Origin of the sequence: Paenibacillus ginsengarvi (assembly GCF_003626695.1) — a bacterium.
GTDB classification, from domain to species: Bacteria; Bacillota; Bacilli; order Paenibacillales; family NBRC-103111; genus Paenibacillus_AB; species Paenibacillus_AB ginsengarvi.
The window spans coordinates 221,540-242,187 of sequence record NZ_RBAH01000003.1 but is presented as its reverse complement, the minus strand read 5'-3'; the positions used below and the strand labels follow the sequence as shown (position 1 = coordinate 242,187).

Here is a 20,648-nt window from a genome sequence, read left to right as displayed (position 1 = left end):
TTCTTATTTCCATAATTCCTACCGGAAAAATATGAATTATTAAAGGAGAGGGTAGACTTGAACAACAACTTATGGAACGCTTTACAGTCGAACTGGGTCAGCCTCGTCGTTTCCATCGTCATCATCGGCTTCCTGCATGTGCTGGCCCGCAAGCGTATCGGCTTCGGCACGCGGGTGCTGATCGGGCTCGGCCTCGGGCTCATCGCCGGGATCGTGTTCAACAGCTTCAAGCTGGATTACAAAAGCGTAAGCACGATCGGAACGATTTATGTCAATCTGATCAAAATGCTCGTCATCCCGCTTGTCTTCGTACTCGTCATCAACAGTATCGCTCAGCTGTCTAGCCTTGGTCAGTTGCGCAAAATCGGCGTTAAAACGATCGGCTGGTTTCTGCTGACGACCGGCATCGCCGCGATCATCGGCCTGCTGGTAGCCCTGGCGATGGACCCCGGGTCGGGCATTTCGGCTTCGGTGCCCAAAGATTACAAGCCGCGCGACATTCCGACGTTCTCGCAGGTCATTCTCGACCTCGTGCCGTCCAACCCGTTCAGCGACGCCGCCGGCGGCAAAGTCGTACCGGTGCTCATCTTCGCCATTTTCGTAGCGATCGCGATCATCCACGTGGGCTCGAAAAAGCCTGATGTCGTCGCACCGGTCAAAACGCTCATTCAATCGGCCACGGCCGTATTGCACCAGGTAGTCAAATATGTAATCCGGCTCACCCCGTACGGCGTCTATGCACTGATAGGCTCCATGGCGGCCAAATACGGCATTGAGACGCTCGCTCCGCTCGTGAAGCTGATCGGTACGTCGTATCTTGCCCTTCTTATTCATTTCGTGCTTGTGTTCGGCGGGCTTGTGCTGTTCGTGGCCAAGGTGAATCCGATCAAATTTTTCAAAAAAGCTTATCCGACGGTGGCCGTCGCGTTCACCACGCGAAGCAGCTATGCCACACTGCCGGTTAACCTGGAAGTCATCACGAAGCGGCTTCGCGTGTCTCCGCGCATCGCAAGCTTTGTCGCCCCGCTTGGCGCCACGATGAATTTCAACGGCTGCGGCGGCATATGGCCGGCTATCGTTGCGATTTTCGTCGCCAAAGTATACAACTTGCAGCTCGGCTTGTCCGATTATATCGTGCTGGTGCTCGTAGCCGTCATTTCGTCGATCGGAGTAGCCGGCGTACCGGGGCCTGCGACGATCTCCACAACGGTCGTCCTGACCGCGCTCGGATTGCCGCTGGAAGGCATGGGGCTCGTAATCGCCGTAGAATCCGTGATCGATATGGGACGCACGGCCGTTAATGCGACGGGTACGACTGTCACTTCGCTGCTGGTCGCCAATGCGGAAGGCGAATTCGATCGCGAGGCGTTCGACCGGGACGAGGAAGACCCGCTCGATCTTGGCGCGGCGTAACATTTCCCCGACCTTCGTTCAGGAATTCGCTCGCCCATCGTCCGATTTGCTTTTGCCCGGTTTGCGGTAGTATAGTGATAGTATCTATACAGGGGTGGAACAAATCGGATGATGGCGAGCTTTGATCTGTCGGGTTTTCGTCTGGAAGACATGGAGCAATTGTTGAATCAGTTCGAGGCGCTTGGACCGCTGCCCGGACTTCTTGCCGCATGGCTCGAATCGCTGCTTCCTTTTTTGCCGCTGGTAGCGATTTTGATCGCCAATGTGAATATATACGGATTTTTGGAAGGTTTTTTGCTATCCTGGATCGGCGTCGTTTCCGGAGCGTTTACGGTGTTCTGGATTATTCGCCGGTTTGGCGGGCGGATACGCCATTTCGTAGAGCGAAAAAGTCCGCGCTCGAAAAGGCTGATCGAGTGGCTGGAGCGGCACGGATTTATGCCGATTTTCCTGCTGTCCTGCTTTCCGTTTACGCCGTCGTTTCTGGTCAATATCGTATCCGGCATATCGAAGGTGCCGTTCCATACGTTCATTATCGCTACGCTGCTCGGCAAAGGCATCATGATTCTGATCGTTTCGTTCGCCGGGCACGACTTGTTCAACTTGTTTCAGCAGCCGTGGAAGCTCGTGCTGATCGTTTCGCTGTTCGGGATCATGGCGCTGACGGGGCGCAAGATCGAATCGAAATATTTCAAATGAATCGCCGGGCCTTCCTTACACGGGAAGGCTTTTGTTTGCTTTTCCCCCTTGTTCAGAATATGTTCAGCCCCATTTGTTACTATTAAAGCAGCTTAAGTGAAGGACATCATGGAGGAACAGAAGGGGAGGATGGAAAGATGGCAAAGGTAATGGTAGTGGACGATGCGGCGTTTATGCGTCATATGCTTAAACATATATTGGTGACCGGCGGTCATGAAGTATTGTGCGAGGCGGCGAACGGAGCGGAAGCGGTCGAGAAGTACAAGGCGTTTCGTCCGGACTTGGTCACGATGGACATCACGATGCCGGAGATGGAAGGGATCGAGGCGCTGCAGCTGATCCGCAAGTCCGATCCGGAGGCGAAGGTCATCATGTGCTCGGCAATGGGGCAGCAGCGCTTGATCGTGCAGGCGATTCAGTCCGGCGCGTCCGACTTTATCGTCAAGCCGTTCCAGACGAGCCGCGTGTTGGAGGCGGTGACGAAGGCGATGATTCCTCTGTAGGAGGATCGACCGAATGCAGCAGCTGTTACAGAACAACCTCGGGCATCCGGCCCGGGGCTCGTTGGCGTATCCGGAATAAAACGTGCGTCAAGTCGGAGCGCATTGCATTTCGCGCTTTTCCTGTTTATAGTGATAATACACGTCTATACACAAAGAAAGGCTCCGATAACGGCTGATGGAACAGCCCGATCGGCGGTAACAATCGGTATGAGCGATGAAGGAAAAAACCGGGCCGGCATTCGTCCGGGGCTCGAGGTGGACATCGTCCTGAAGCAGGACCAGCGGACGGGGAAAACGACTCGCGGCATCGTCAAAGATATACTCACCAAGTCGCCGAATCATCCCCACGGCATTAAGGTGCGTCTTGCGGACGGACAAGTCGGACGAGTGAAGGTTATCGTCTCCGGCAAGTTAGACGGGGAGTGAACGGTACACCCGGTCGCCGGAAAATCACGGACAGGAGCGGATGAAAATGAGCTTGATCAGGCCTGATGCGGCGGAATATGCCGCGCATTTTACCCCTTATATCGGGCTCGTGCCGGACGGATGTCTGCCCGATCTGCTGCGCGAGCAGGCGGAGCGAGTGAAGGAGCTGTTCGGGGCGATTCGCGAGGAGGACGGCGATTACCGGTATGCGCCGGACAAATGGACCGTCAAGGAAGTGCTCGGACATGTGATCGATACGGAATTGATCATGACCTACCGGCTGATGCGCGTAGCTCGCGGCGACCGGACGCCGCTGCCCTCGTTCGACGAGAACGACTTCGTCCGCGGCGGTGAATTCGGCCGTCTCTCGATCGCGGACCTGCTTGCGCATTTCGGTATCGTGCGCCAAGCTACGCTGACGCTAATCGAAAGCATGCCGGAGGAGGCGTGGGAGCGGGAAGGGAGCGTTGCCGGGCACCCCGTGACAGCACGCGCGCTGGCTTACATCGTCGCAGGCCACGAACGTCACCATACGCGGCTGCTGGAAGAGCGCTATGGGGCGGTAATCGCCAACGCCTAACGAACAAAAAGGCCGCTGATTTGGCGGACCGGGGTGCGTTTACGACCCGGCTTCCAGATTGGCGGCTTTTGTTTTGGTTCGCGTATAAAGTGAGGCCCATCCGGCTTCGAGCGCCTGCGACAGTCCGAGCGCGACCAGAAGACCGAGCAGCGAACCGCATACGAATACGGGAAGCGTCCAGATCGCCGGCAGCGGCGCGAAAAAAGGAATAAAAGCGACGGCAAGAATCGGTGCCGCATGAATGCGAATGAGTTGGATTAGGCAGATCGTGACGATGCAGGTCAGGACGAAAGCGACGGCGCCGGGGCTAAGCGCATGAAGCACGCTTCCAGTTGCGGAGGCGGTCACGGCTGCGGCGATCACCTTGAGAGCTTCGCTTCGATTCAGGCTGCGGCTGATGAAGAAATAGCCAAACGCGCCGAGGGTTGGGTAAAAGCACATTTTTAGAATGCCGAAATGCGACGATAGCCAGTAGGCTGCGAGCAAATAACAGATTAAGATGGTCGATTTGATCCACATAGACGTTGTTGCCCTGCTTTCTATAAAGTAAAGAAACAATTCTCAGTAAGCTCATCGTTATTGGCGGAGATAGCGCCGCAGCTTATTGTAAAGCAGGGAGGAGCTTTCGGTCAAGTGAAAAAGCGACAAACCCTGTACAAAAAATACCCTGACACCGGAGAAGCGGCCGTTCGCTTCTGGGTGCAGGGTATTTTTTTGAGAGTTGAGCTCCCTATCGGCCGGCTATCCGGCGTTATCCGACCCGCTTGAACTGGCTCGTGTATAGCTCGTAGTAGAAGCCCCGGCGTTCGAGCAGCTCCTGGTGGGTGCCGCGCTCGATAATTTCGCCGCCGTTAATGACGAGAATCTGGTCGGCTTCGCGGATTGTGCTCAGCCGGTGGGCGATAACGAAGCTGGTGCGCCCTTGCATCAACGACTTCATCGCTTCCTGGATGTGCATCTCCGTGCGCGTGTCGACGCTGCTCGTCGCTTCATCGAGAATGAGGATGGCCGGATCGGCAAGAATCGCACGCGCGATCGTGATCAGCTGCCGCTGTCCCTGGCTTAGGTTGCTGCCCTCCGCCGTCAGCATCGTATCGTAACCGCCGGGCAGCTTGCGGATGAAGGAATCGGCGTTAGCCAGCTTGGCTGCCATCTCGATTTGTTCGTCGGTTGCGTCCAGTCGGCCGTAGCGGATGTTTTCGCGGATCGTATCCGAGAACAGGTACGCATCCTGAAGCACGATGCCGAGCTGCTCGCGCAGTCCGCTCTTGTCCAGCTCGCGAATGTTGCGGCCGTCGACGGTAATCGTTCCTTTGTCGATATCGTAAAAACGCGTGAGCAGATTGACGATCGTCGTTTTGCCCGCTCCAGTCGGCCCTACAAGCGCGATCGTGTCTCCGGGCTTCGCGGTTAGCGTCACGTCCTTCAATACGGGCACGCCTTCCTTGTAGCTGAACGTGACGTCCTCGAATCGCACTTCTCCGCGTATCGGGCTGCCTGCGGCAAGCGCGGTCTGATCGTTGTCGTATTCCGTGCTGCTGTCGAGCACCTCGAATACCCGCTCCGCTCCGGCGATCGCCGACTGGATCATGTTGAACTGGTTGGCCAGATCGTTGATCGGCCGGGTGAACTGGCGCGAATAGTTCAGGAAGCTGACGACGATCCCGATCGTCGTGTAACCCCCGATTGCCATCCAGCCGCCGATCGCGGCGATAAGTGCGAAGCTGGCGTTGTTGATGACGTTGTTGACCGGGCCCATCATGCCGGACAAAATTTGCGCCTGGATGCCGACTTTTCTCAAGCTTTCGTTATGCGTCTGAAACTGTTTCAGCGCTTCCTGCTCGCGGTTGAACGACTTGACCACCTTTTGCCCGGTAACCGTTTCTTCGATATAGCCGTTCAGCTCGCCGAGGTGCTTCTGCTGAGCCGAAAAATGTTTGCGGGTCCGCTTCGCGATCGCCGCCGTCACCACCATCGTAAGCGGGATCGTGAGCAGGCTGACGATCGTGAGCCAGACACTCAAGCTGAGCATAAGGGACAGCGCGCCGACGATGGTGAGCAGGCTGTTGATGAGCTGGGTGACGCTTTGGTTCAGCGAGTTCGACACGTTCTCGATGTCGTTTGTCGTGCGGCTCATCAGCTCGCCGTGCGTGCGGCTGTCGAAAAAGCGCAGCGGCAGCTTCTGCAAATGCTCGAACATATCGCGGCGCAGCTCGCGGACGGTGCGCTGGGAAACGCCGGCCATGACGTACGCCTGAATCCAGCTCATGATGGCGCTGAGCACGTAAACGCCAAGCAGCGTAAGGCATAGCCAGACGAGCCCGTCGTAGTTCCGGGGCATAATGTACTGGTCGATCGCCCGCCCGAGCAGATATGGGCCGATTAGAGCGAAGCCGGTGCTGAGCGCGGTGAGGATAAAGACGGTGACGAGTCCGCCGCGCTGACGGCCAATATAACGCCAGAGCCGCTTCAGCGTCGGGCCGAGCTGCTTGGGGCGTACTTTCGGCATCATGCCGCGGGCGCCGGGACCGCCCCCCGTGCCCATCGGCCCGTGTCCCCCTGGACCAGGCATCGGCCGCGCATTCGATTCCGAATGCCGATTAGGCGATTCCGCCATGGCGAATTTCCTCCTTTCCAAGCTGAGATTCGTAAATGTCCTGGTATACGGCGCAGCTGCGCATCAGTTCGTCATGCTTCCCGACGGCGACGATGCGGCCCTCATCCAAAACGACGATTTTGTCGGCGTCCATAACGGACGAGATGCGCTGGGCGATGACGATCGTCGTGCTCGTTCCCATCAGCTCCTTCAGCGCTTGCTGGATGCGCGATTCCGTGCCGAGATCGACGGCGCTCGTGCTGTCATCGAGGATCAGCACGGCCGGTCGAATGAGCAGCGCCCGCGCGATCGACATTCGCTGCTTTTGGCCGCCGGACAAGTTGATGCCGCGCTGACCGATGATCGAATCGTAGCCGTCCGGCATCCGGGCGATGAATTCGTCCGCCTGTGCGGCGCGGGCTGCCTGCTCGATCTGCTCCTGCGTCGCCTCGGGCTTGCCGTAGCGGATGTTGTCCCGGATCGAGCCGCTGAACAGGATCGCCTCTTGCAGTACCATGCCGACCTGCCTGCGCAGATGATCGAGCCGGATGCCGCGAATGTCGACGCCGTCGACACGGATCGAGCCTTCGGTCACCTCGTACAGCCGCGAGATGAGATTGACAAGCGTCGATTTGCCCGAGCCGGTGGAGCCGAGTATAGCGACTGTTTCTCCAGGTTCGGCGGTAAAAGAGATGTTACGGAGCTCATACTCGCCGCGGCTTGTGTCGTACTTGAATGAAACGTCGTCGAACTCGATGCGTCCGGCGCGGATGATGTCCGATCGGGCGCCCGCCGCGTCGCGGATTTCCGGCTCGGTTTCGAGCACTTCGCGAATGCGGTCGCCCGACGCTTTGGCCCGCGAGATGGACACCATCATCATGCCGACCATCAGCAGCGAGGATAACAGCTGTGTGACATAGTTGATGAAGGCGATCAGATCGCCGAGCTCGAGGGAGCCGCTCCAGTTCAGATCCGCTCCGAACCATAGGACGGCGACGATGCTTGCGTTCATGATGAACATCATGATCGGCATGTTGACGGCAACGATGCGAGCCGCTTTGACGGCGATGTCGGTAAACTCGCCGTTCGCTTTGCCGAACCGGCTGTTCTCGTAGGCCGAGCGCACGAACGCCTTAACGACGCGGATGCCGGACAAATTTTCCTGGAGCACGGTGTTGACGCCGTCGAGCTTGTTCTGCACTTTCGAGAACAGAGGGAATGAGGCGCGGATCAGGTAATACTGGCTAATAAAAAGCACTGGCACGGCTACGACGAGAATGATCGCCAGCTTCGGGCTTAACATGAATGCCATGATGCAGCTGCCAATGGCAAGAAACGGCGAGCGCACCAATATGCGCAGCGTCATCTGCACGAGGTTCTGCATTTGCACGATGTCGTTGGTCAGCCGGGTGACGAGCGAGCCCGCTTTGAACTTGTCGAGATTGCGGAACGAGAACGTTTGAACCTTGGCGAATACGTCCTTGCGCAAATCCGCGCCGAAATGCTGGGAGGCGATCGTCGAATAGATGGAGCAGCCGATGCCGCCGATCAGCCCGATAATAGCTACGCCCAGCATGAGCAGTCCGGTCGTGCGAATATAGGCAAGGTCTCCGGCCATGACGCCGTTGTTGACGATGTTCGCCATCAGCTTCGGCTGAAGCAGGTCCATGAAAACTTCTACCAGCATCAGCAGCGGAGCGAGCAGCACCGGCAGCCAGTACGGTTTTAAATAGTTAGTCCATTTCACTCTCGGCATCGGTGCGCCCCTCCTTTGTTTGCCGGCTAATCATCTGCTCGTACTGTTTCACGTTATCGAACATGTGCAGCAGCAGTCGACGCAGCAGCATTCTCTCTTCCGGCGTGACTCCTTTCAGGGCGTATGCCTCGCTGGCGTGCAGCGCCTCGCGCACTTCATGGACGGCGGCACGGCCTTTATCCGTCAAGTAAACACGCTGTATGCGCTGGTCGTTCGGATCGGGCCGGCGTTCGACGTGGCCGTTCTTCACCATCCGGTTCAGCATGACGGTTACGGTGGCGGCCTTGACGCGCATTTTGGCGGCGAGCTCGCGCTGGCTGAGCCCGTCGTGGCGAGACAACTCGAACAAAACCGGCGGCTGGCCGGGATGAACGTCCTGGTCTTTGAGCGACAGATGGGAGTTGTAATGATGCTGCCGCATGAGGCGGGCCATCAAGGGCATCAAGTGGTGCTCGTGCGGGTGCGGTTCGATGATCGGATGCCTCCTTTACGGGGGGATGTATAGGTTAGGTCGGGTGGTCTGGGATTGGGAGTATGTGAGCGTTGCTTTCGTTTAGCCGACTAACTATATGGTAGGAGGAACGACGGCGGCTGTCAATATAAGAGGCAACAATTCAGGAAACTTTAAGCTAGGGAATAATGGCTCAGCTATGCCGTGTTTCCTGCCGAATGAAAATTGTATGGGCAAAATTGATGTTCACCCTGTCCCGGGAGTACAATAAGGAGACAGTTCATTCCAGATAGAAACAACCGGAGGTGGGCAGCATGGGCGCGTCGTATTTGCCCCAATTGGCTTCGGTGCTGGTGGCCCTGATCGCCGGCTCAGCGGTGATCGCAGTGCGTCTGAAGGCGTCTACGAAGCCGACTACGATGAGAAAAATATTAATTCCTCCGCTCGGCATGTCGACCGGATTTGCGATGTTTTTGTATCCGCCAACGCATGTGCCGTGGCTGTGGGCGCTGGCTGCTTTTGTGGCCGGAGCGCTGTTTTTTGCCTACCCGCTCATCTGGACATCCAAGTTTGAGGTACGGGACGGACACATCTATTTGGTGCGCTCCAAAGCGTTTATCTTCATTATCGTGGCGCTGCTGGCGATCCGGCTGCTGCTGCACGATGTGGTCGAGCATGTCGTCAGCATTCCGCAGACGGGGGCGCTCTTTTTCCTGCTGGCGTTCGGGATGATCCTGCCCTGGCGGCTGGTGATGGCACGCCGGTATAAGGCGACGGAAGCCGGTATGGAGCGGGGGCAAGGCGGAGCGGGAAGCGTTTAGGTTTCGCGGACGCCAAAAGGAAGGGGATTGTCAAAGAGACGGTGAACGGCAGATTGGTGCTGCCGGACGCCGTCTTTTTGCTATGGGCGTTGCTGGGCGGGCCTAACCGAAATAAACGACCGGAGCCAGCTCGTCTCCTTTCACGACACTGTCGAGTACGGCCGTGATCCGGATGTTTTCGGTCGGAAGCCGAAGCGGGGGAAAGGTGTCGCCGGGTACGCGCAGCAGCGTCGTATCGCCGTCCCAATACGTTTCGCGGATGATGTATTCATCCTCCTGCCGAATAAGCGAGATCTGGCCTGCCGACCGGAGCGGAGCCGATGTGCTGAACAGTAAGTAGTCGCCTCGCGTTACGCCCAGCGAGACGAAGCCGCTATCGCCGAGCGACAGCGCGAACAGCGCCTGCGAGTACCCGCTTAGCCGCAGATGGGGATAACTGGCCAGATCCGTCGATTCCAGATCAAGCGTAAACCATTTGCGTGTGAACCCTGTAGTCGCCACCGGAATGACTTTATTCGGAATCATCGCGGTCTCCCATATAGCCGAGTACGCCGCGCTCCCGGCAAAATAGCATTTTGGAGCGTCTCGTCTGGATGATATAGTCGATGCCCTCCTTGCGCTTCACGAGCTGCTCGGCGTGAAAATAGGCGGTCAACTGCTCTGCTATCCGGTTGGACGTCACTTGCCGGTGATGGCGCCTCAGCCGCTCTTTGGCAAACTCGGGCGTTACGCCGAACAGCGACGAGATGGCGGCGATCGCTTCAGATTCCAGTCTCGGCAGCTCGGCAGCGAGCAGCATGAAGGTAGGGATGCAAAATAAATAGGCAAAGTTGCCCGCCTTCGTCTCCTGGAACCGGATAAACGATTCGCCCATTGTAAGCTGGTTGCCCGCATGATGCAGCAAATGGCACAACTCGTGGCCGAAATCCTGCCACTGCTCCTGCCGGGACAGCCGGTTGTCGAGCACGATCGACTGCAAGCCGGCGCGATCGATGGCCCGGCTCGTGTACGGGGCGTAATGAAGCCAGATGCCGAGCCCTTCGGCGATCGCTTCGGCATCGAGCTGATGCGGCTCGCGGACACTCAAGGCGCGATACAACTGCTCGATCGATTGCTCCAGCGGCGTGCTCTGGTAAGCGTACATAAACAAATTCCCCTTTCAGAATGAGAATATATGTTCGATTTAAAGTGGAAAAGAAACGCCCGCTTTGGGGCGCGTCTGAACGAAACTATCATAGTGGCGGCAATAGGTCTGGCTTGCCAAGGGAATGAAAGAATCGGCGAAATCTACGATTCGCCCTGCTTATCGCCCGGTTTCCGCCCGGACTCCCTCGTTTTAATAATCTCCCAAATTTTACGCAGCTCATCCCTTCGTTCCTCGGGAGCTTCGAGCAGCTCCTTGAACCAGATTCCAAGCTCCGGGTCGTCCGGCTCGGAAGTAGGGGCGGAAGCATTCGGCGTTTGTCGCGGCGCGGGCATATCCTGCCCGAGCAACCGATCCACGCTGACCCCGAACAGGTCGGCAAGCTGCCGCAGCGTATCCACGGAAGGCTCGCGGTATCCGGATTCATAGCCGGCATAGGTGCTCTTGGCGATGCCGAGCCGGAGGGCTACAGCTTGCTGAGACAAGCGCATCTGTTTACGCAGCTGCATAATCGTTTCGCCTATCATCCTGCCATCCTCCGTTTCGTCCACCCCGCTCCCGCGGTTCTTCTGAAGTGTATTCCTTGGTTGAGCTCCGCTGCAACATCTCTTCATGAGTATAATCGCATATCGCGAACCTTTTTTCAAGATATTAGAAAAAAATGATTGAAAAGTACGCGAAACGCGTACATAATAGAAACAGGAACATACGTTCCTGTTCAAATCACTCGTATACCGGACGCGATAAGCGTATTTTCCAATCGGCAAAAAAGGTTGAGTTCGGTAAAGGTTAAGGCGAAACGAAACGAGACTTTCTAAACCTAAGAACAACCCGCCGATACAACACGGCAGCGTTTCATCGGAAGACTTCGATCAGAAACTTTTCCAAATAAAGAAGGGAGATGGAGAATGATGAAAACTTGGACGATCGAGCAAATCGACTATTACCGGGAGGAAGTGTGCGGACGCTGCCCGGGGAGCTTGTGGGGGGCGAAAAGCATTTGCCGGGTTCATCAGTGCTCCATCGGCCAAATCGAGCAATGTCCGCAGTGGGAAGTCGCAAATACGCGCGCGTCTCATTATAACCGTGATCCGGACAAGTCCGGGGCCAAAACGGAGCAGATGGAGCAGGTGGAGGAGGAGTTGAAGGACTACCCATGGATGGTACGGGAAATCGACCGTCTTCGCGAAACGCTGCAGCAGATCGGCACCGGACTCACCGGCGTATACGGACTCGACGGAACCATGCCGAAAGCGAAAGGCCGGCATGCCGATTCGGTGAATCGCGAAGCGCAGAGACGCGAAAAGTATTGGAGCCGTCTCGAACAGCTTGAGGCGAAAGTCCAGCGGCTCGACGCGGCCGCCGAACGTATAGGCGACAATCGCAAGCGGACCGTGCTAACCTGTCTGATGGAGGGCCAGCGGATGAACCATATCGCTCGGCACATTGGCGTATCGCGGCAGCGACTGCATGAGCTGAAGCTGGAGCTGGTCCGGTTTCTCGCCAAAGAAATGTACGGGGACGATCGAAAGGACATTTCTTAACGATAGCGATGCAGTCGGGGAAAAGCGGTTTACAAATCCGACAAAAAGGACAAGCGTGACAAAATTTGTACGAACATATGTTCCTGTTTTATAATCAAGACAGGAACACGGAGCGAACGAAAGGCAGCAGATGAACGCGGCTCCGGACAGGGACAACTGAATTGATAGGAAACGAAAGGCCGCCGCCAAGGCGGTCTTTTTGCTGCTGCTGCCGCTACAGGCAACACATCACCGGACGGGGAGGAGGAACGAGCATGAACGGAACCGGAACGAAGCTCGAGAAGGAAGAGGACGCTTGTCCTTATAAGCAGCCGGACAAATGCGTCGCCTGCATTTGGGGACGCTGGGAGGCGAGCAGGCAATTTTGCATGAGACCGGTTTGCGTGCGGGAAGAGGCCGTCGTGGATGCTAACGGTCTTGAGAGGGGGTGAGGCGTGAACAGCGAAGCAGATCGAATGGGGTTTCATTTCACGGTGGACGAGTGGCCGTGCGAATCGCCGTAACGGCAAGGGAACATGACCGTTTTGAGCCTGGATAAGGCATTGCGGTCTTATTGTCGTCCGGGCACGAACAAAGAAGAACATCGAGGTGAACCATGCGCGAAGTCATCAAAAACAAGCTCGTAAGCGAGCTGCCCGACTTGTCGGGACGCTGTTATGACATCGGGGAGCCAGCAGCTGCGACTACGAAGCCTTATGCGACCGTAAGGCTTGCCAAGCAGTCGAGCGAATCCGCGTGGACCGGCCAAAAGAACCGCTATGAAGTGGCGCTTTACGGCGAACCCGATGCGGCCGCCGACCTGGATCTCTGGGCCGATCAAGCGGTTCAAGCGCTGCACGGCGTAAGGCTGGCGAGCGGTGGAACTCAGCCGGACTTTACATGCCGGTACGAGGGAACAGAGGCTCCCGAACAGATGGACGCTGCGCTCCAGGCGCTCGTTCGTATTTTGACCTTTTCCGTGATGGCTGTTGGCGCCGAGGAGGTTCCGTCTTCCGGCAGTCCGCTGGACCCGGTATGCAGCTGGACGGCTGGCAAAACTGGCCCCGAGTGGCACGTATATCGGCAAAGCTGGCCGCAGCATTATGCGGTTCCCGCCGTCCTGTGGCGATTCGAGCAGATGGAAGCGGCGAATGTTAATGCGGCAACGGCAGATCTGCACCATAAAGCCGTGGGTCACGTCATCGGCCGAACCTTGCAAGAACAAGAAGCCATGGTCCGCACGTTGTCCGCCGATCTCGCCGGAACAACCAAGCTGCAACTGGACACGGTCGCGCGAACATACATCGCCTCTGGCGAAGTAACGGCCGACTTCACGGCAGACGCTCTGACGAAAGGTCAGCTATCCGTCACATTCCGCCAAAAGTTAGCCAAATCGGCAGACGAAGCGCCGCTGATCGGACAAGTGCATGCAGATGGCGGTTTCGGCTAGTCCGAGCCGCCGTTTCCCTATACAAAGGAGGTAGATCACACGATGGCAAGCAAAAAAGAAGTGCCCCAGCAGCCGGCCGGAAGCCCGGACCCCGTTGTCCGCGCCGCATCCTACACGCGGGATGAGCTGCTCCTGAACGCCGAAGCGTTATTCGAGGTCAAACCGGAGGTTGTGACGGGCGCGCTGTTCGGCAGCGTCCAGGAAACGTACACGATCCAAGAAACAGAGCGGTTGATCCGCCAATTCCAAACAAGGAAGGTGCTGTCGTAATGGCTGGAGGAACTTGGAGTAAAACGGAAATGCCCGTACTGCCGGGTATGTATATGAATTTTCAGGCGGCGGCGCTTGCAGCCGTTCAGCCCGGGGCAAGAGGCGTCGTGGCGCTGCCGGTAAAAGCCCATTGGGGACCGGTAGGCCAATTTGTAGAAATTACGAGCTTGTCGGCTGCTGACGCGGCCTATACAAGCGACGAGACGGCTGGCGCGACGGCGTATTCTTCGCTGAAGCTCGCCCTGCTGGGCGGAGCCAAGACGGTGCTGGCTTACCGCTTGGCGGACGCCGATGCGGCCAAAGCGACCTGCACCTTGCAGGATACGACAGCAACGCCGGTTTCCGTTATGAAGCTGGAAGCGAAATACCCGGGAGCCCGCGGCAACAAGTTCAAAGTTACGGTTCAGCCGAACCCGGTTGATGCGGCCAAGAAGGACATCCGTCTGCTCGAAGGCACGACGCTGCTGAAAACTTTTACGTTTGACGGGGGCTCGATCCAGGCGGCGGTTGATGCGATCAATGCGGATTCGGCCAACAAATGGGTAGCGGCGACCAAACTTGCCGAGGGCAGCGGTGCGCTCAAAGACGGTAGCGGCTATCCTCTCGCCGGAGGCAATTCCGGTATCGACGGCATTGTGGCCGCAGATTACACGAATGCGCTGTCGGCATGCGAAACGCAGCAATTCAACCTGTTCGCGCTTGACGGTCTGTCCGATGCAGCCATCCAAACGAGCGTGGTCTCCTGGGTCAGCCGGGTACGCTCGGAGGGCAAAACAATCATCGCCGTGCTTGGCGGCTCTTCTGCCGACGATACGTCGGCATCCGCCGTCAGCGCCGCGACTGCTCGCAGCGCTGCGTACAATCACGAGGGTGTTGTCAATGTCGGCACGGGCGCAGTACTGAACGGCGTCGCCTACAGCTCGGCTCAGATGTCCGCGTTCGTTGCCGGTTTGATCGCCGGACAAAAGCTGAGCGAGTCGACGACCTATGCGCCTACCCCGTTCGAAGACGTTACCCGCCGCTGGACCCGTGGCGAGCAAGAGCAGGCGGCAGCAGGAGGCGTATTCCTTCTCGTGCACGACGGTAAAAGGGTCAAGGCGCTTCGGGGCGTCAATTCGCTAACGAGCTTGCATCAGGGGCAAAACAACGCTTGGAAAAAAATCCGCACGATCCGCGTCATGGACGCCATCCAGGCGGACCTGATCGCATCCGCCGAGAACGGCTATATCGGCAAAGTGAACAATACCGCCGAAGGACGCCTCTCCTTGATCGGAGCGGCCAAGCAGTACATGCAGTCGCTTGCGCAGTCCGGCGTTATTGAGACCGAAGGCTGGGATGTGTACCTCGATCCGCAATATTACGGTCCGTCCGCCGTCTACACGCCGGAGCCGGATCAAGTGTATCTGAACTGGGAAGCGCGTCTGACGGACGCGATGGAACAAATTTTCGGCACGTTTATCGTGCTCTAGGGGGAACTTGAGCGATGGATGCAAACCGCGTATTTATGGGCACTTATGGAAAGATCTTTATTGACGGCAACTGGCAGAGCAACTTCAATCATCTGGAAGCGAATGTGGAAATCCAGAAGAAAGAGCTCAACCTCGCCGGCGACCCGTGGGTCCGCCACAAAAAAGGCCCGATGAAAGGAACCGGCACGATCAGCGGCTTCAAAGTAACGAGCGATATGATCGCCCGCGGCTTTGACAAATTCGAGCTGATCAGCAAGCTGGAGGACCCCGAGGCGTTTGGCTTCGAGACGATTACGCTCAAAAACGTCATGCTGGACAAGCTGCAACTGGCCAACTGGACGGCCGGCGAAGAAGTGAAGGAAGAAGTATCCTTCACGTTCGAGGAATACACGCTTAACGACCGCGTAGCGGCGATTTAACCATATCTTACGATTTACGGGAGGAATACGACGATGATGGACGACCAAATTTTGCAAAAACTGCTCGAAGCCGACCGGCTTCCGGAAAAAACCGTCACCCTGGCGCGCCTCGGCATCCCGGTCAAGCTTCGCGGCCTGACCGGCAAGCAGGTGTACACGCTGCGCGAAAGATGCACCGAACGTTCCGATCGCCGCGGGCAAAAGTCCGAGCGTCTGGACGAAGAGCAGTTTAACGTCGCCCTCATCGCCGCAGCCACCGTCTCCCCGAACTGGGGGGACTCCCGGCTGCTGGCGAAATACGAGGCGAGCGGCGGCGAGGAAGTGATCAAGCGGATCCTGCTCGCAGGCGAGCTGTCCGCTCTCGGCGACGAAGTGCTTGACCTGAGCGGCTTCAACACGACGCTCGACGAAGTAAAAAACTAATCGACTCCGGGGGGCTGGCGGGTATGCTGCACATCCTATGGGTGCGGCACCACTTGCGCCCCGGAGCGTTCTGGCAACTGCCGCGCGGCGAGCAGCTGTTTTTGCTGGCGAGTATGGAGCTTGAGCTGGAGGCGGAGGATCGCATGCTGCAACAGCAAATGCCAAAGGCGGGAAGGCGGTGAGGGCGGATGGCCGAACTGGCAGCTCTGGATAGTATGGACCGCTTGAAGCGATCGCATGATCGCTTAAGAGAGTCGGTTGATCGCACGATCGTAGCGTTTTATCGAATCGAGCAGTATGCTCAGCGGGTAGCCAGTGCGTTTGAACGAATGGCAAATATGAAGCCGGCTTCACAGCCAAGAACGAGCGGCGGCTCGATCAGCAAATCGGTCGTAGCTGTAGCCGTATCTGTGAACAATGTCGCCGTAACGGTCCAGGAAGCGCCGCAGAAAAAAGGCATACTGGACCATTTGAAGACATTTGCCGAAATCGTGAAAACGTTGGCGGAAGGCTTCAATCAATTTACGGAAGGCGTTAAAAACATAGTTGAAACAGTTTTGAAATTGATTGAGATTCCGAAAAACTTTACTAAAGCTATTGATGAATTGAAAGAATCATTAATGAAGCTAGCGGAAGTACCAGCGAAGTTTGCGGAGTCGATAGGCAAGTTTGCCGAGATCCCGGCGAAGTTTGCTGAGTCACTAGGGAAGCTGGCGGAGGTGCCAGCGAAGTTTGCGGAGTCGATAGGCAAGTTTGCCGAGATCCCGGCGAAGTTTGCAGAGTCACTAGGGAAGCTGGCGGAGGTGCCAGCGAAGTTCGCGGAGTCGATAGGCAAGTTTGCCGAGATCCCGGCGAAGTTTGCAGAGTCGCTAGGGAAGCTGGCGGAGGTGCCGGCGAAGTTCGCGGAATCGATAGGCAAGTTTGCCGAGATCCCGGCGAAGTTTGCAGAGTCACTAGGGAAGCTGGCGGAGGTGCCGGCAAAGTTCGCGGAGTCGATAGGCAAGTTTGCTGAGATCCCAGCGAAGTTTGCAGAGTCGCTAGGGAAGCTGGCGGAGGTGCCAGCAAAGTTCGCGGAGTCGATAGGCAAGTTTGCCGAGATCCCAGCGAAGTTTGCAGAGTCGCTAGGGAAGCTGGCGGAGGTGCCAGCGAAGTTCGCGGAGTCGATAGGCAAGTTTGCTGAGATCCCAGCGAAGTTTGCAGACTCGCTAGGGAAGCTGGCGGAGGTGCCAGCAAAGTTCGCGGAGTCGATAGGCAAGTTTGCCGAGATCCCGGCGAAGTTTGCAGAGTCGCTAGGGAAGCTGGCGGAGGTGCCAGCGAAGTTCGCGGAGTCGCTAGGGAAGCTGGCGGAGATCCCAGCGAAGTTTGCGGAGTCACTAGGGAAGCTAGCGGAGGTACCAGCAAAGTTCGCGGAGTCGATAGGCAAATTTGCCGAGCTGCCTGCCAAATTTGCAGAGTCTCTAGGTCAACTTGCCGATATTCCAGCGAAGTTTGCCGGATCGTTAGGCCAACTGGCGGAAGTGCCCGCGAAGTTTTCCGCATCGATCGGCACCTTTGCCGAGCTCCCAAGCAAATTCTCGAAATCGTTGAAGGAACTGGCCGACGTTCCAGCGGCATTTGCCAAGTCGATCGGGTCTTTTGCGGAACTGCCCGAGAAATTTGCCAAGTCGCTAGGTTCTTTTGCCGATATACCAGAACGGTTTGCCAAGTCGATCGGCTCATTTGCTGAAATTCCGGAGAAGTTTGGGAAGTCGATTGACTCGTTCTCCAAATCAATCGATACACTAGCTGCCGCGCTAAAAAACATACTTGGCTTATTTGGTCGTGGTGGGGGCGGCGCAGCAAATGGATCTGGTCCTGGACAAATTGCGGTGTCGGAAGACTACAATGCCGATCGGGATGGTAAGAAGAGTTCTCGTAAAGGGAGTAAGGGGAGAGTTAAGGTTGGCAGAACACCTAGAGTGACAAGCGGCATCACGCAAGGTATTCCCGCAAATCTTGGAAATTTTGGGGACGACTTTGTCAAGGAGGCAAAGCCCGCGAGCAAATTCTCCTTGAAAAACGCGGCAAAGGGTGCAGGTAAACTCTTGAAAGCGGGTGCCAAAATGGCGGCGCCTCTAAGACTTGCATCGGGCGCGCTGGAAATCGCCACTGCGGACAATAAAGCGCAGGCGGCAACCGCAGTTGCGTTCGGGGCGGGTGGCGCGGCAATCGGAGCGGCTCTTGGCAGCGCGATCTTGCCTGGAATCGGTACGGCTGCCGGCGGAGTGATCGGCGGTATGCTCGGCGATAAGCTTGGCAATTGGCTGGGCGGTAAGTTGTTCGGTTCCAAAACCGAAGCAGTAGGAACAAAAGCGGAAATCCCTATGCAGGCGATGCCTTCAACAATCGAACCGGCTGCCAAAGATGATCCACATTCGTCAGGAAAAGGAAAGAAACGAAAAACAAATGCGAGAGGCGGCGCTCCTGCGCAGGCGGCGTATGGTTATAATGCTGCTGTTCCAAGCGAACCAATCTACAACATTAATATAGAGGGCGTCCAGGTCGTGATGCCTAAGGAAGAGATTGACGAAGAAGGCTTGGCCAGACGTATTGGCTGGGAAATCGTCAGTAAAATCAAAGCATCTATGGACAATCAGGTGGTGGCGAAATGAGCACGGTTTTTACCGATCTGATGAAGCCAATCGATATCACACTCGAGGACGCGGCAGGTCAGAAGCTATGGTTCCCTGTTAATCCGTCCGAGATCAACATCCGCCGGGATCGCAGCCTCGAGACGTTTCAAATTATTAACCTGGGCGAAGTCGATTTTCCGTACGGGGAGAAAATAAAAGAAATTTCGTTCTCCTCCTTTTTTCCCGCTGAATCGGACCCCAGCTACTGCCGCTACGAGACGATTCCCGATCCGCAGCAGACGATGAACCTGATCAACACATGGATGTCCGACCGACAGCCGCTTCGTCTTATGATAACGCCTACGGAAGTGAATGTGCTTGTAATCATTTCCTCCCATAATAGTTCGTTTAGAGCAAATGAACCTGGAGATGTGTATTTCGATCTGACGTTTCGCACGTGGAGAGAGTACCGGATACGTACAATTGAAGAATTGTCGGGAGGCGGAACCGCAACTGAGGCGCGGCCCGACTTGAAGCCCGTCCCCAAAACCTATACGGTGCAATCCGGTGACTCACTGTGGGCTATCGCCAAATTGAATTTAGGCTCCGGCAGCCGCTGGAGGGATATTTATGAGATGAACACATCTGTCATCGGGCCGAATCCGGACCGGATCTTGTCGGGACAGGAGCTGGTGATGCCATCATGAGCAGCGAAGCGTATCGTTCTTACGAAGTGGTGCTGGATCGGCGCTATTTGCTCGGGGATCTTGTTGAGGGCATCTCGCTTGAGGAGTCGCTTGACGAAATCGCGTATCGAGCAACCGTCAACCTGCTCGTCTCGGACGACTTTCCCGGAATGGGTCCTGGACAAGAGATACGTGTGTCCGGTATTCCGTATGGGGGCACGGATATGGTGTACCTGCTTCATCCCGGCGTCGTTTGGGAGTGCGAGAATAGCTATCATGGGACCGACCGGCTTACAGTTACGATCTACGACCGGACTATTTACTTGTCGAAGTCGGAAGACGAATATTTATTTCCAGCCGGTCAGACTGCTTCGCAGCGGCTGCAGAAATATGCTGCCGATTGGGGAATAGAGCTGTATCAAATTCCAGATACGGTTCAAACGCTTAGCAAAAAAGTATACCGGACGCAATCGATCTATGCGATGCTTTCGTCCGATCTGAAGGAGACGGCTCGTAAGGGAGGCTCTTTGTATCGGCCGCGCATGACGCCGAACGGACTGGAGCTGTTTCGCATCGGCAGCAACGAAACCGTGTGGGTGCTCGACCCAAGCGGCAATATCGATTCGATTACGCAGCGCCGAACGCTGGAAGGAACTATTACGAGAGTCAAAGTGCTCGGCAAGGAAGACAACCCCGAAGCAGCGACGGATGTACTGGCCGTAGAATCCAAAGATACCGAGCTTTACGGCACTTTGCAGAAAGTGGTCATGGACAGCGATATTATGACCGTAAGCGAAGCAGTGACTGCGGCTAAAGGCTATTTGGCAGGCATACAGGAAACGTTCAGCGTATCGGCGATCGACGTGAATACGATTCGCGCCGGAGATCGCGTCCATTTGGCGAGAAGCGGGATGGATTTGATCGTTACGTCCGTCCGTCACGAGCTCGGACGTCTAGGGAAGATGACACTGGAGCTGGCTTCGTTCGATTATGTCAAAAGGAGGTATTTCATGGATGGACCCGTATAAAAAGCTGGCAGCCGTACTGGAAAACCGGATGGCCGGCCATGCGTCGACCGCCCTATCGGGCGTTCCCTCCGAATTGGGCACGATGACGGGAAGCGGGCTCAAGCTCGATTCGTTCAAACATGAGATTCAGGACTTCTGGGTCGCCGATTGGAGCATCAAGCTGAAGCTTCCCGCATTTTCTCTATCCGGCCGGGTAAATGGGCTGCGGGACGGTGACGGCGAAGAGGTATCGGGTACAGGCGCTTTTCAGTTCGACGAGGCGGACATCGAAGAGGTGCAACTGATGCTCAAGGACAGCCTGAAGCCCGGCGATAGAGTGCTCGCGGTTCCAGTGTCAGGAGGCTCCGAAGCGGTCGTCCTTTGTAAGGTGGTGCGCTAA

At 56.5% G+C, this 20,648-nt stretch carries 25 protein-coding genes; 18 read left to right on the top strand and 7 right to left on the bottom strand.

What is annotated here, in order from left to right:
* Positions 1–57 precede the first annotated feature (57 nt).
* The 5 genes from D7M11_RS06080 (at position 58) to D7M11_RS06060 (ending at position 3,621) form a co-directional block, all read left to right on the top strand.
* Entirely contained in the window at positions 58–1,413 is a 1,356-nt protein-coding gene (locus D7M11_RS06080) for a dicarboxylate/amino acid:cation symporter (RefSeq protein ID WP_120746268.1), read from the top strand.
* Between the two features lie 108 nt (positions 1,414–1,521).
* Positions 1,522–2,112 (top strand): TVP38/TMEM64 family protein, encoded by a 591-nt coding sequence (locus D7M11_RS06075; RefSeq protein WP_120746267.1) that lies wholly within the window; start codon positions 1,522–1,524, stop codon positions 2,110–2,112.
* A 137-nt stretch (positions 2,113–2,249) separates the two neighbouring features.
* Entirely contained in the window at positions 2,250–2,615 is a 366-nt protein-coding gene (locus tag D7M11_RS06070) for a response regulator (RefSeq protein WP_120746266.1), read from the top strand.
* Positions 2,616–2,822: 207 nt separating this feature from the next.
* Positions 2,823–3,041 (top strand): YwbE family protein, encoded by a 219-nt coding sequence (locus tag D7M11_RS06065; protein ID WP_120746265.1) that lies wholly within the window; start codon positions 2,823–2,825, stop codon positions 3,039–3,041.
* A gap of 46 nt (positions 3,042–3,087) precedes the next feature.
* A complete protein-coding gene (locus tag D7M11_RS06060) occupies positions 3,088–3,621 on the top strand; it encodes a DinB family protein (protein ID WP_240040974.1) in 534 nt (177 codons plus the stop codon).
* A 39-nt stretch (positions 3,622–3,660) separates the two neighbouring features.
* On the opposite strand, the gene D7M11_RS06055 is transcribed toward D7M11_RS06060, so the two are convergent.
* The 4 genes from D7M11_RS06055 to D7M11_RS06040 all read right to left on the bottom strand — a co-directional run bounded on the left by D7M11_RS06055 (position 3,661) and on the right by D7M11_RS06040 (position 8,415).
* Complete coding sequence (locus D7M11_RS06055) at positions 3,661–4,140, bottom strand: hypothetical protein (RefSeq protein WP_120746263.1); 480 nt, start codon at positions 4,138–4,140, stop codon at positions 3,661–3,663.
* A 232-nt stretch (positions 4,141–4,372) separates the two neighbouring features.
* The gene (locus tag D7M11_RS06050; RefSeq protein WP_120746262.1) at positions 4,373–6,238 is read right to left on the bottom strand and encodes an ABC transporter ATP-binding protein; all 1,866 of its coding nucleotides are present in this window, start codon (positions 6,236–6,238) and stop codon (positions 4,373–4,375) included.
* Entirely contained in the window at positions 6,222–7,973 is a 1,752-nt protein-coding gene (locus D7M11_RS06045) for an ABC transporter ATP-binding protein (protein ID WP_120746261.1), read from the bottom strand. Before D7M11_RS06045 ends, D7M11_RS06050 begins: the two co-directional genes overlap by 17 nt.
* A complete protein-coding gene (locus D7M11_RS06040; RefSeq protein ID WP_120746260.1) occupies positions 7,951–8,415 on the bottom strand; it encodes a MarR family winged helix-turn-helix transcriptional regulator in 465 nt (154 codons plus the stop codon). The genes D7M11_RS06045 and D7M11_RS06040 overlap by 23 nt, the downstream gene beginning before the upstream one ends.
* Positions 8,416–8,738: 323 nt before the next feature.
* Between D7M11_RS06040 and D7M11_RS06035 the strand changes: the two genes are divergently transcribed.
* Positions 8,739–9,245: a CcdC family protein gene (locus D7M11_RS06035; protein WP_120746259.1), complete on the top strand. Its 507-nt coding sequence runs from the start codon at positions 8,739–8,741 to the stop codon at positions 9,243–9,245.
* A gap of 102 nt (positions 9,246–9,347) precedes the next feature.
* On the opposite strand, the gene D7M11_RS06030 is transcribed toward D7M11_RS06035, so the two are convergent.
* From D7M11_RS06030 to D7M11_RS06020, 3 genes are all read right to left on the bottom strand, one after another.
* A complete protein-coding gene (locus tag D7M11_RS06030; protein ID WP_120746258.1) occupies positions 9,348–9,770 on the bottom strand; it encodes a transcriptional repressor LexA in 423 nt (140 codons plus the stop codon).
* The gene (locus D7M11_RS06025) at positions 9,757–10,389 is read right to left on the bottom strand and encodes an ImmA/IrrE family metallo-endopeptidase (RefSeq protein ID WP_120746257.1); all 633 of its coding nucleotides are present in this window, start codon (positions 10,387–10,389) and stop codon (positions 9,757–9,759) included. The genes D7M11_RS06030 and D7M11_RS06025 overlap by 14 nt, the downstream gene beginning before the upstream one ends.
* A 143-nt stretch (positions 10,390–10,532) precedes the next feature.
* Positions 10,533–10,916 carry a helix-turn-helix domain-containing protein gene (locus D7M11_RS06020; RefSeq protein WP_120746256.1) on the bottom strand — a complete coding sequence of 128 codons (384 nt, stop codon included), beginning with the start codon at positions 10,914–10,916 and terminating at the stop codon, positions 10,533–10,535.
* Positions 10,917–11,297: 381 nt separating this feature from the next.
* Between D7M11_RS06020 and D7M11_RS06015 the strand changes: the two genes are divergently transcribed.
* The 12 genes from D7M11_RS06015 to D7M11_RS05970 all read left to right on the top strand — a co-directional run bounded on the left by D7M11_RS06015 (position 11,298) and on the right by D7M11_RS05970 (position 20,648).
* On the top strand, positions 11,298–11,933 hold the full coding sequence (locus D7M11_RS06015; RefSeq protein WP_120746255.1) for a hypothetical protein: 636 nt from the start codon (positions 11,298–11,300) through the stop codon (positions 11,931–11,933).
* Between the two features lie 254 nt (positions 11,934–12,187).
* Positions 12,188–12,364 carry a hypothetical protein gene (locus D7M11_RS36320; RefSeq protein ID WP_158606478.1) on the top strand — a complete coding sequence of 59 codons (177 nt, stop codon included), beginning with the start codon at positions 12,188–12,190 and terminating at the stop codon, positions 12,362–12,364.
* Positions 12,365–12,528: 164 nt separating this feature from the next.
* Positions 12,529–13,362: a hypothetical protein gene (locus D7M11_RS06010; RefSeq protein WP_120746254.1), complete on the top strand. Its 834-nt coding sequence runs from the start codon at positions 12,529–12,531 to the stop codon at positions 13,360–13,362.
* Between the two features lie 42 nt (positions 13,363–13,404).
* Complete coding sequence (locus D7M11_RS06005; protein ID WP_240040973.1) at positions 13,405–13,632, top strand: YqzN/YkzM domain-containing protein; 228 nt, start codon at positions 13,405–13,407, stop codon at positions 13,630–13,632.
* Positions 13,632–15,101, top strand: coding sequence for a phage tail sheath subtilisin-like domain-containing protein (locus D7M11_RS06000; protein ID WP_120746253.1), 1,470 nt, complete (start codon positions 13,632–13,634; stop codon positions 15,099–15,101). The genes D7M11_RS06005 and D7M11_RS06000 overlap by 1 nt, the downstream gene beginning before the upstream one ends.
* A gap of 14 nt (positions 15,102–15,115) precedes the next feature.
* Positions 15,116–15,520 carry a phage tail tube protein gene (locus D7M11_RS05995; protein WP_120746252.1) on the top strand — a complete coding sequence of 135 codons (405 nt, stop codon included), beginning with the start codon at positions 15,116–15,118 and terminating at the stop codon, positions 15,518–15,520.
* Between the two features lie 33 nt (positions 15,521–15,553).
* A complete protein-coding gene (locus tag D7M11_RS05990; protein ID WP_120746251.1) occupies positions 15,554–15,943 on the top strand; it encodes a phage tail assembly chaperone in 390 nt (129 codons plus the stop codon).
* 23 nt (positions 15,944–15,966) lie between these two features.
* The gene (locus D7M11_RS36695; protein WP_168928295.1) at positions 15,967–16,125 is read left to right on the top strand and encodes a hypothetical protein; all 159 of its coding nucleotides are present in this window, start codon (positions 15,967–15,969) and stop codon (positions 16,123–16,125) included.
* Positions 16,126–16,158: 33 nt separating this feature from the next.
* Complete coding sequence (locus D7M11_RS05985; RefSeq protein ID WP_205127033.1) at positions 16,159–18,594, top strand: ribosomal eL19 family protein; 2,436 nt, start codon at positions 16,159–16,161, stop codon at positions 18,592–18,594.
* 29 nt (positions 18,595–18,623) lie between these two features.
* On the top strand, positions 18,624–19,262 hold the full coding sequence (locus D7M11_RS05980; RefSeq protein WP_120746400.1) for a LysM peptidoglycan-binding domain-containing protein: 639 nt from the start codon (positions 18,624–18,626) through the stop codon (positions 19,260–19,262).
* Positions 19,259–20,269, top strand: a complete 1,011-nt coding sequence (locus tag D7M11_RS05975; RefSeq protein WP_120746249.1) for an XkdQ/YqbQ family protein — start codon at positions 19,259–19,261, stop codon at positions 20,267–20,269. The genes D7M11_RS05980 and D7M11_RS05975 overlap by 4 nt, the downstream gene beginning before the upstream one ends.
* On the top strand, positions 20,256–20,648 hold the full coding sequence (locus D7M11_RS05970) for a hypothetical protein (RefSeq protein ID WP_120746248.1): 393 nt from the start codon (positions 20,256–20,258) through the stop codon (positions 20,646–20,648). The genes D7M11_RS05975 and D7M11_RS05970 overlap by 14 nt, the downstream gene beginning before the upstream one ends.

Bases quoted from the DNA above. Each gene is read 5' to 3' on its own strand.
- D7M11_RS06000 (WP_120746253.1), top strand. From the start codon at position 13,632: ATGGCTGGAGGAACTTGGAGTAAAACGGAAATGCCCGTACTGCCGGGT.
- D7M11_RS06030 (WP_120746258.1), bottom strand. From the start codon at position 9,770: ATGATTCCGAATAAAGTCATTCCGGTGGCGACTACAGGGTTCACACGC.
- D7M11_RS05995 (WP_120746252.1), top strand. From the start codon at position 15,116: ATGGATGCAAACCGCGTATTTATGGGCACTTATGGAAAGATCTTTATT.
- D7M11_RS36320 (WP_158606478.1), top strand. From the start codon at position 12,188: ATGAACGGAACCGGAACGAAGCTCGAGAAGGAAGAGGACGCTTGTCCT.
- D7M11_RS06020 (WP_120746256.1), bottom strand. From the start codon at position 10,916: ATGATAGGCGAAACGATTATGCAGCTGCGTAAACAGATGCGCTTGTCT.
- D7M11_RS06035 (WP_120746259.1), top strand. From the start codon at position 8,739: ATGGGCGCGTCGTATTTGCCCCAATTGGCTTCGGTGCTGGTGGCCCTG.
- D7M11_RS06075 (WP_120746267.1), top strand. From the start codon at position 1,522: ATGATGGCGAGCTTTGATCTGTCGGGTTTTCGTCTGGAAGACATGGAG.
- D7M11_RS05975 (WP_120746249.1), top strand. From the start codon at position 19,259: ATGAGCAGCGAAGCGTATCGTTCTTACGAAGTGGTGCTGGATCGGCGC.
- D7M11_RS06050 (WP_120746262.1), bottom strand. From the start codon at position 6,238: ATGGCGGAATCGCCTAATCGGCATTCGGAATCGAATGCGCGGCCGATG.
- D7M11_RS36695 (WP_168928295.1), top strand. From the start codon at position 15,967: ATGCTGCACATCCTATGGGTGCGGCACCACTTGCGCCCCGGAGCGTTC.
- D7M11_RS06010 (WP_120746254.1), top strand. From the start codon at position 12,529: ATGCGCGAAGTCATCAAAAACAAGCTCGTAAGCGAGCTGCCCGACTTG.
- D7M11_RS05990 (WP_120746251.1), top strand. From the start codon at position 15,554: ATGATGGACGACCAAATTTTGCAAAAACTGCTCGAAGCCGACCGGCTT.
- D7M11_RS05970 (WP_120746248.1), top strand. From the start codon at position 20,256: ATGGACCCGTATAAAAAGCTGGCAGCCGTACTGGAAAACCGGATGGCC.
- D7M11_RS06005 (WP_240040973.1), top strand. From the start codon at position 13,405: ATGGCAAGCAAAAAAGAAGTGCCCCAGCAGCCGGCCGGAAGCCCGGAC.
- D7M11_RS06055 (WP_120746263.1), bottom strand. From the start codon at position 4,140: ATGTGGATCAAATCGACCATCTTAATCTGTTATTTGCTCGCAGCCTAC.
- D7M11_RS06065 (WP_120746265.1), top strand. From the start codon at position 2,823: ATGAGCGATGAAGGAAAAAACCGGGCCGGCATTCGTCCGGGGCTCGAG.
- D7M11_RS06070 (WP_120746266.1), top strand. From the start codon at position 2,250: ATGGCAAAGGTAATGGTAGTGGACGATGCGGCGTTTATGCGTCATATG.
- D7M11_RS06040 (WP_120746260.1), bottom strand. From the start codon at position 8,415: ATGCCCTTGATGGCCCGCCTCATGCGGCAGCATCATTACAACTCCCAT.
- D7M11_RS05985 (WP_205127033.1), top strand. From the start codon at position 16,159: ATGGACCGCTTGAAGCGATCGCATGATCGCTTAAGAGAGTCGGTTGAT.
- D7M11_RS06060 (WP_240040974.1), top strand. From the start codon at position 3,088: ATGAGCTTGATCAGGCCTGATGCGGCGGAATATGCCGCGCATTTTACC.
- D7M11_RS06025 (WP_120746257.1), bottom strand. From the start codon at position 10,389: ATGTACGCTTACCAGAGCACGCCGCTGGAGCAATCGATCGAGCAGTTG.
- D7M11_RS06045 (WP_120746261.1), bottom strand. From the start codon at position 7,973: ATGCCGAGAGTGAAATGGACTAACTATTTAAAACCGTACTGGCTGCCG.
- D7M11_RS06015 (WP_120746255.1), top strand. From the start codon at position 11,298: ATGATGAAAACTTGGACGATCGAGCAAATCGACTATTACCGGGAGGAA.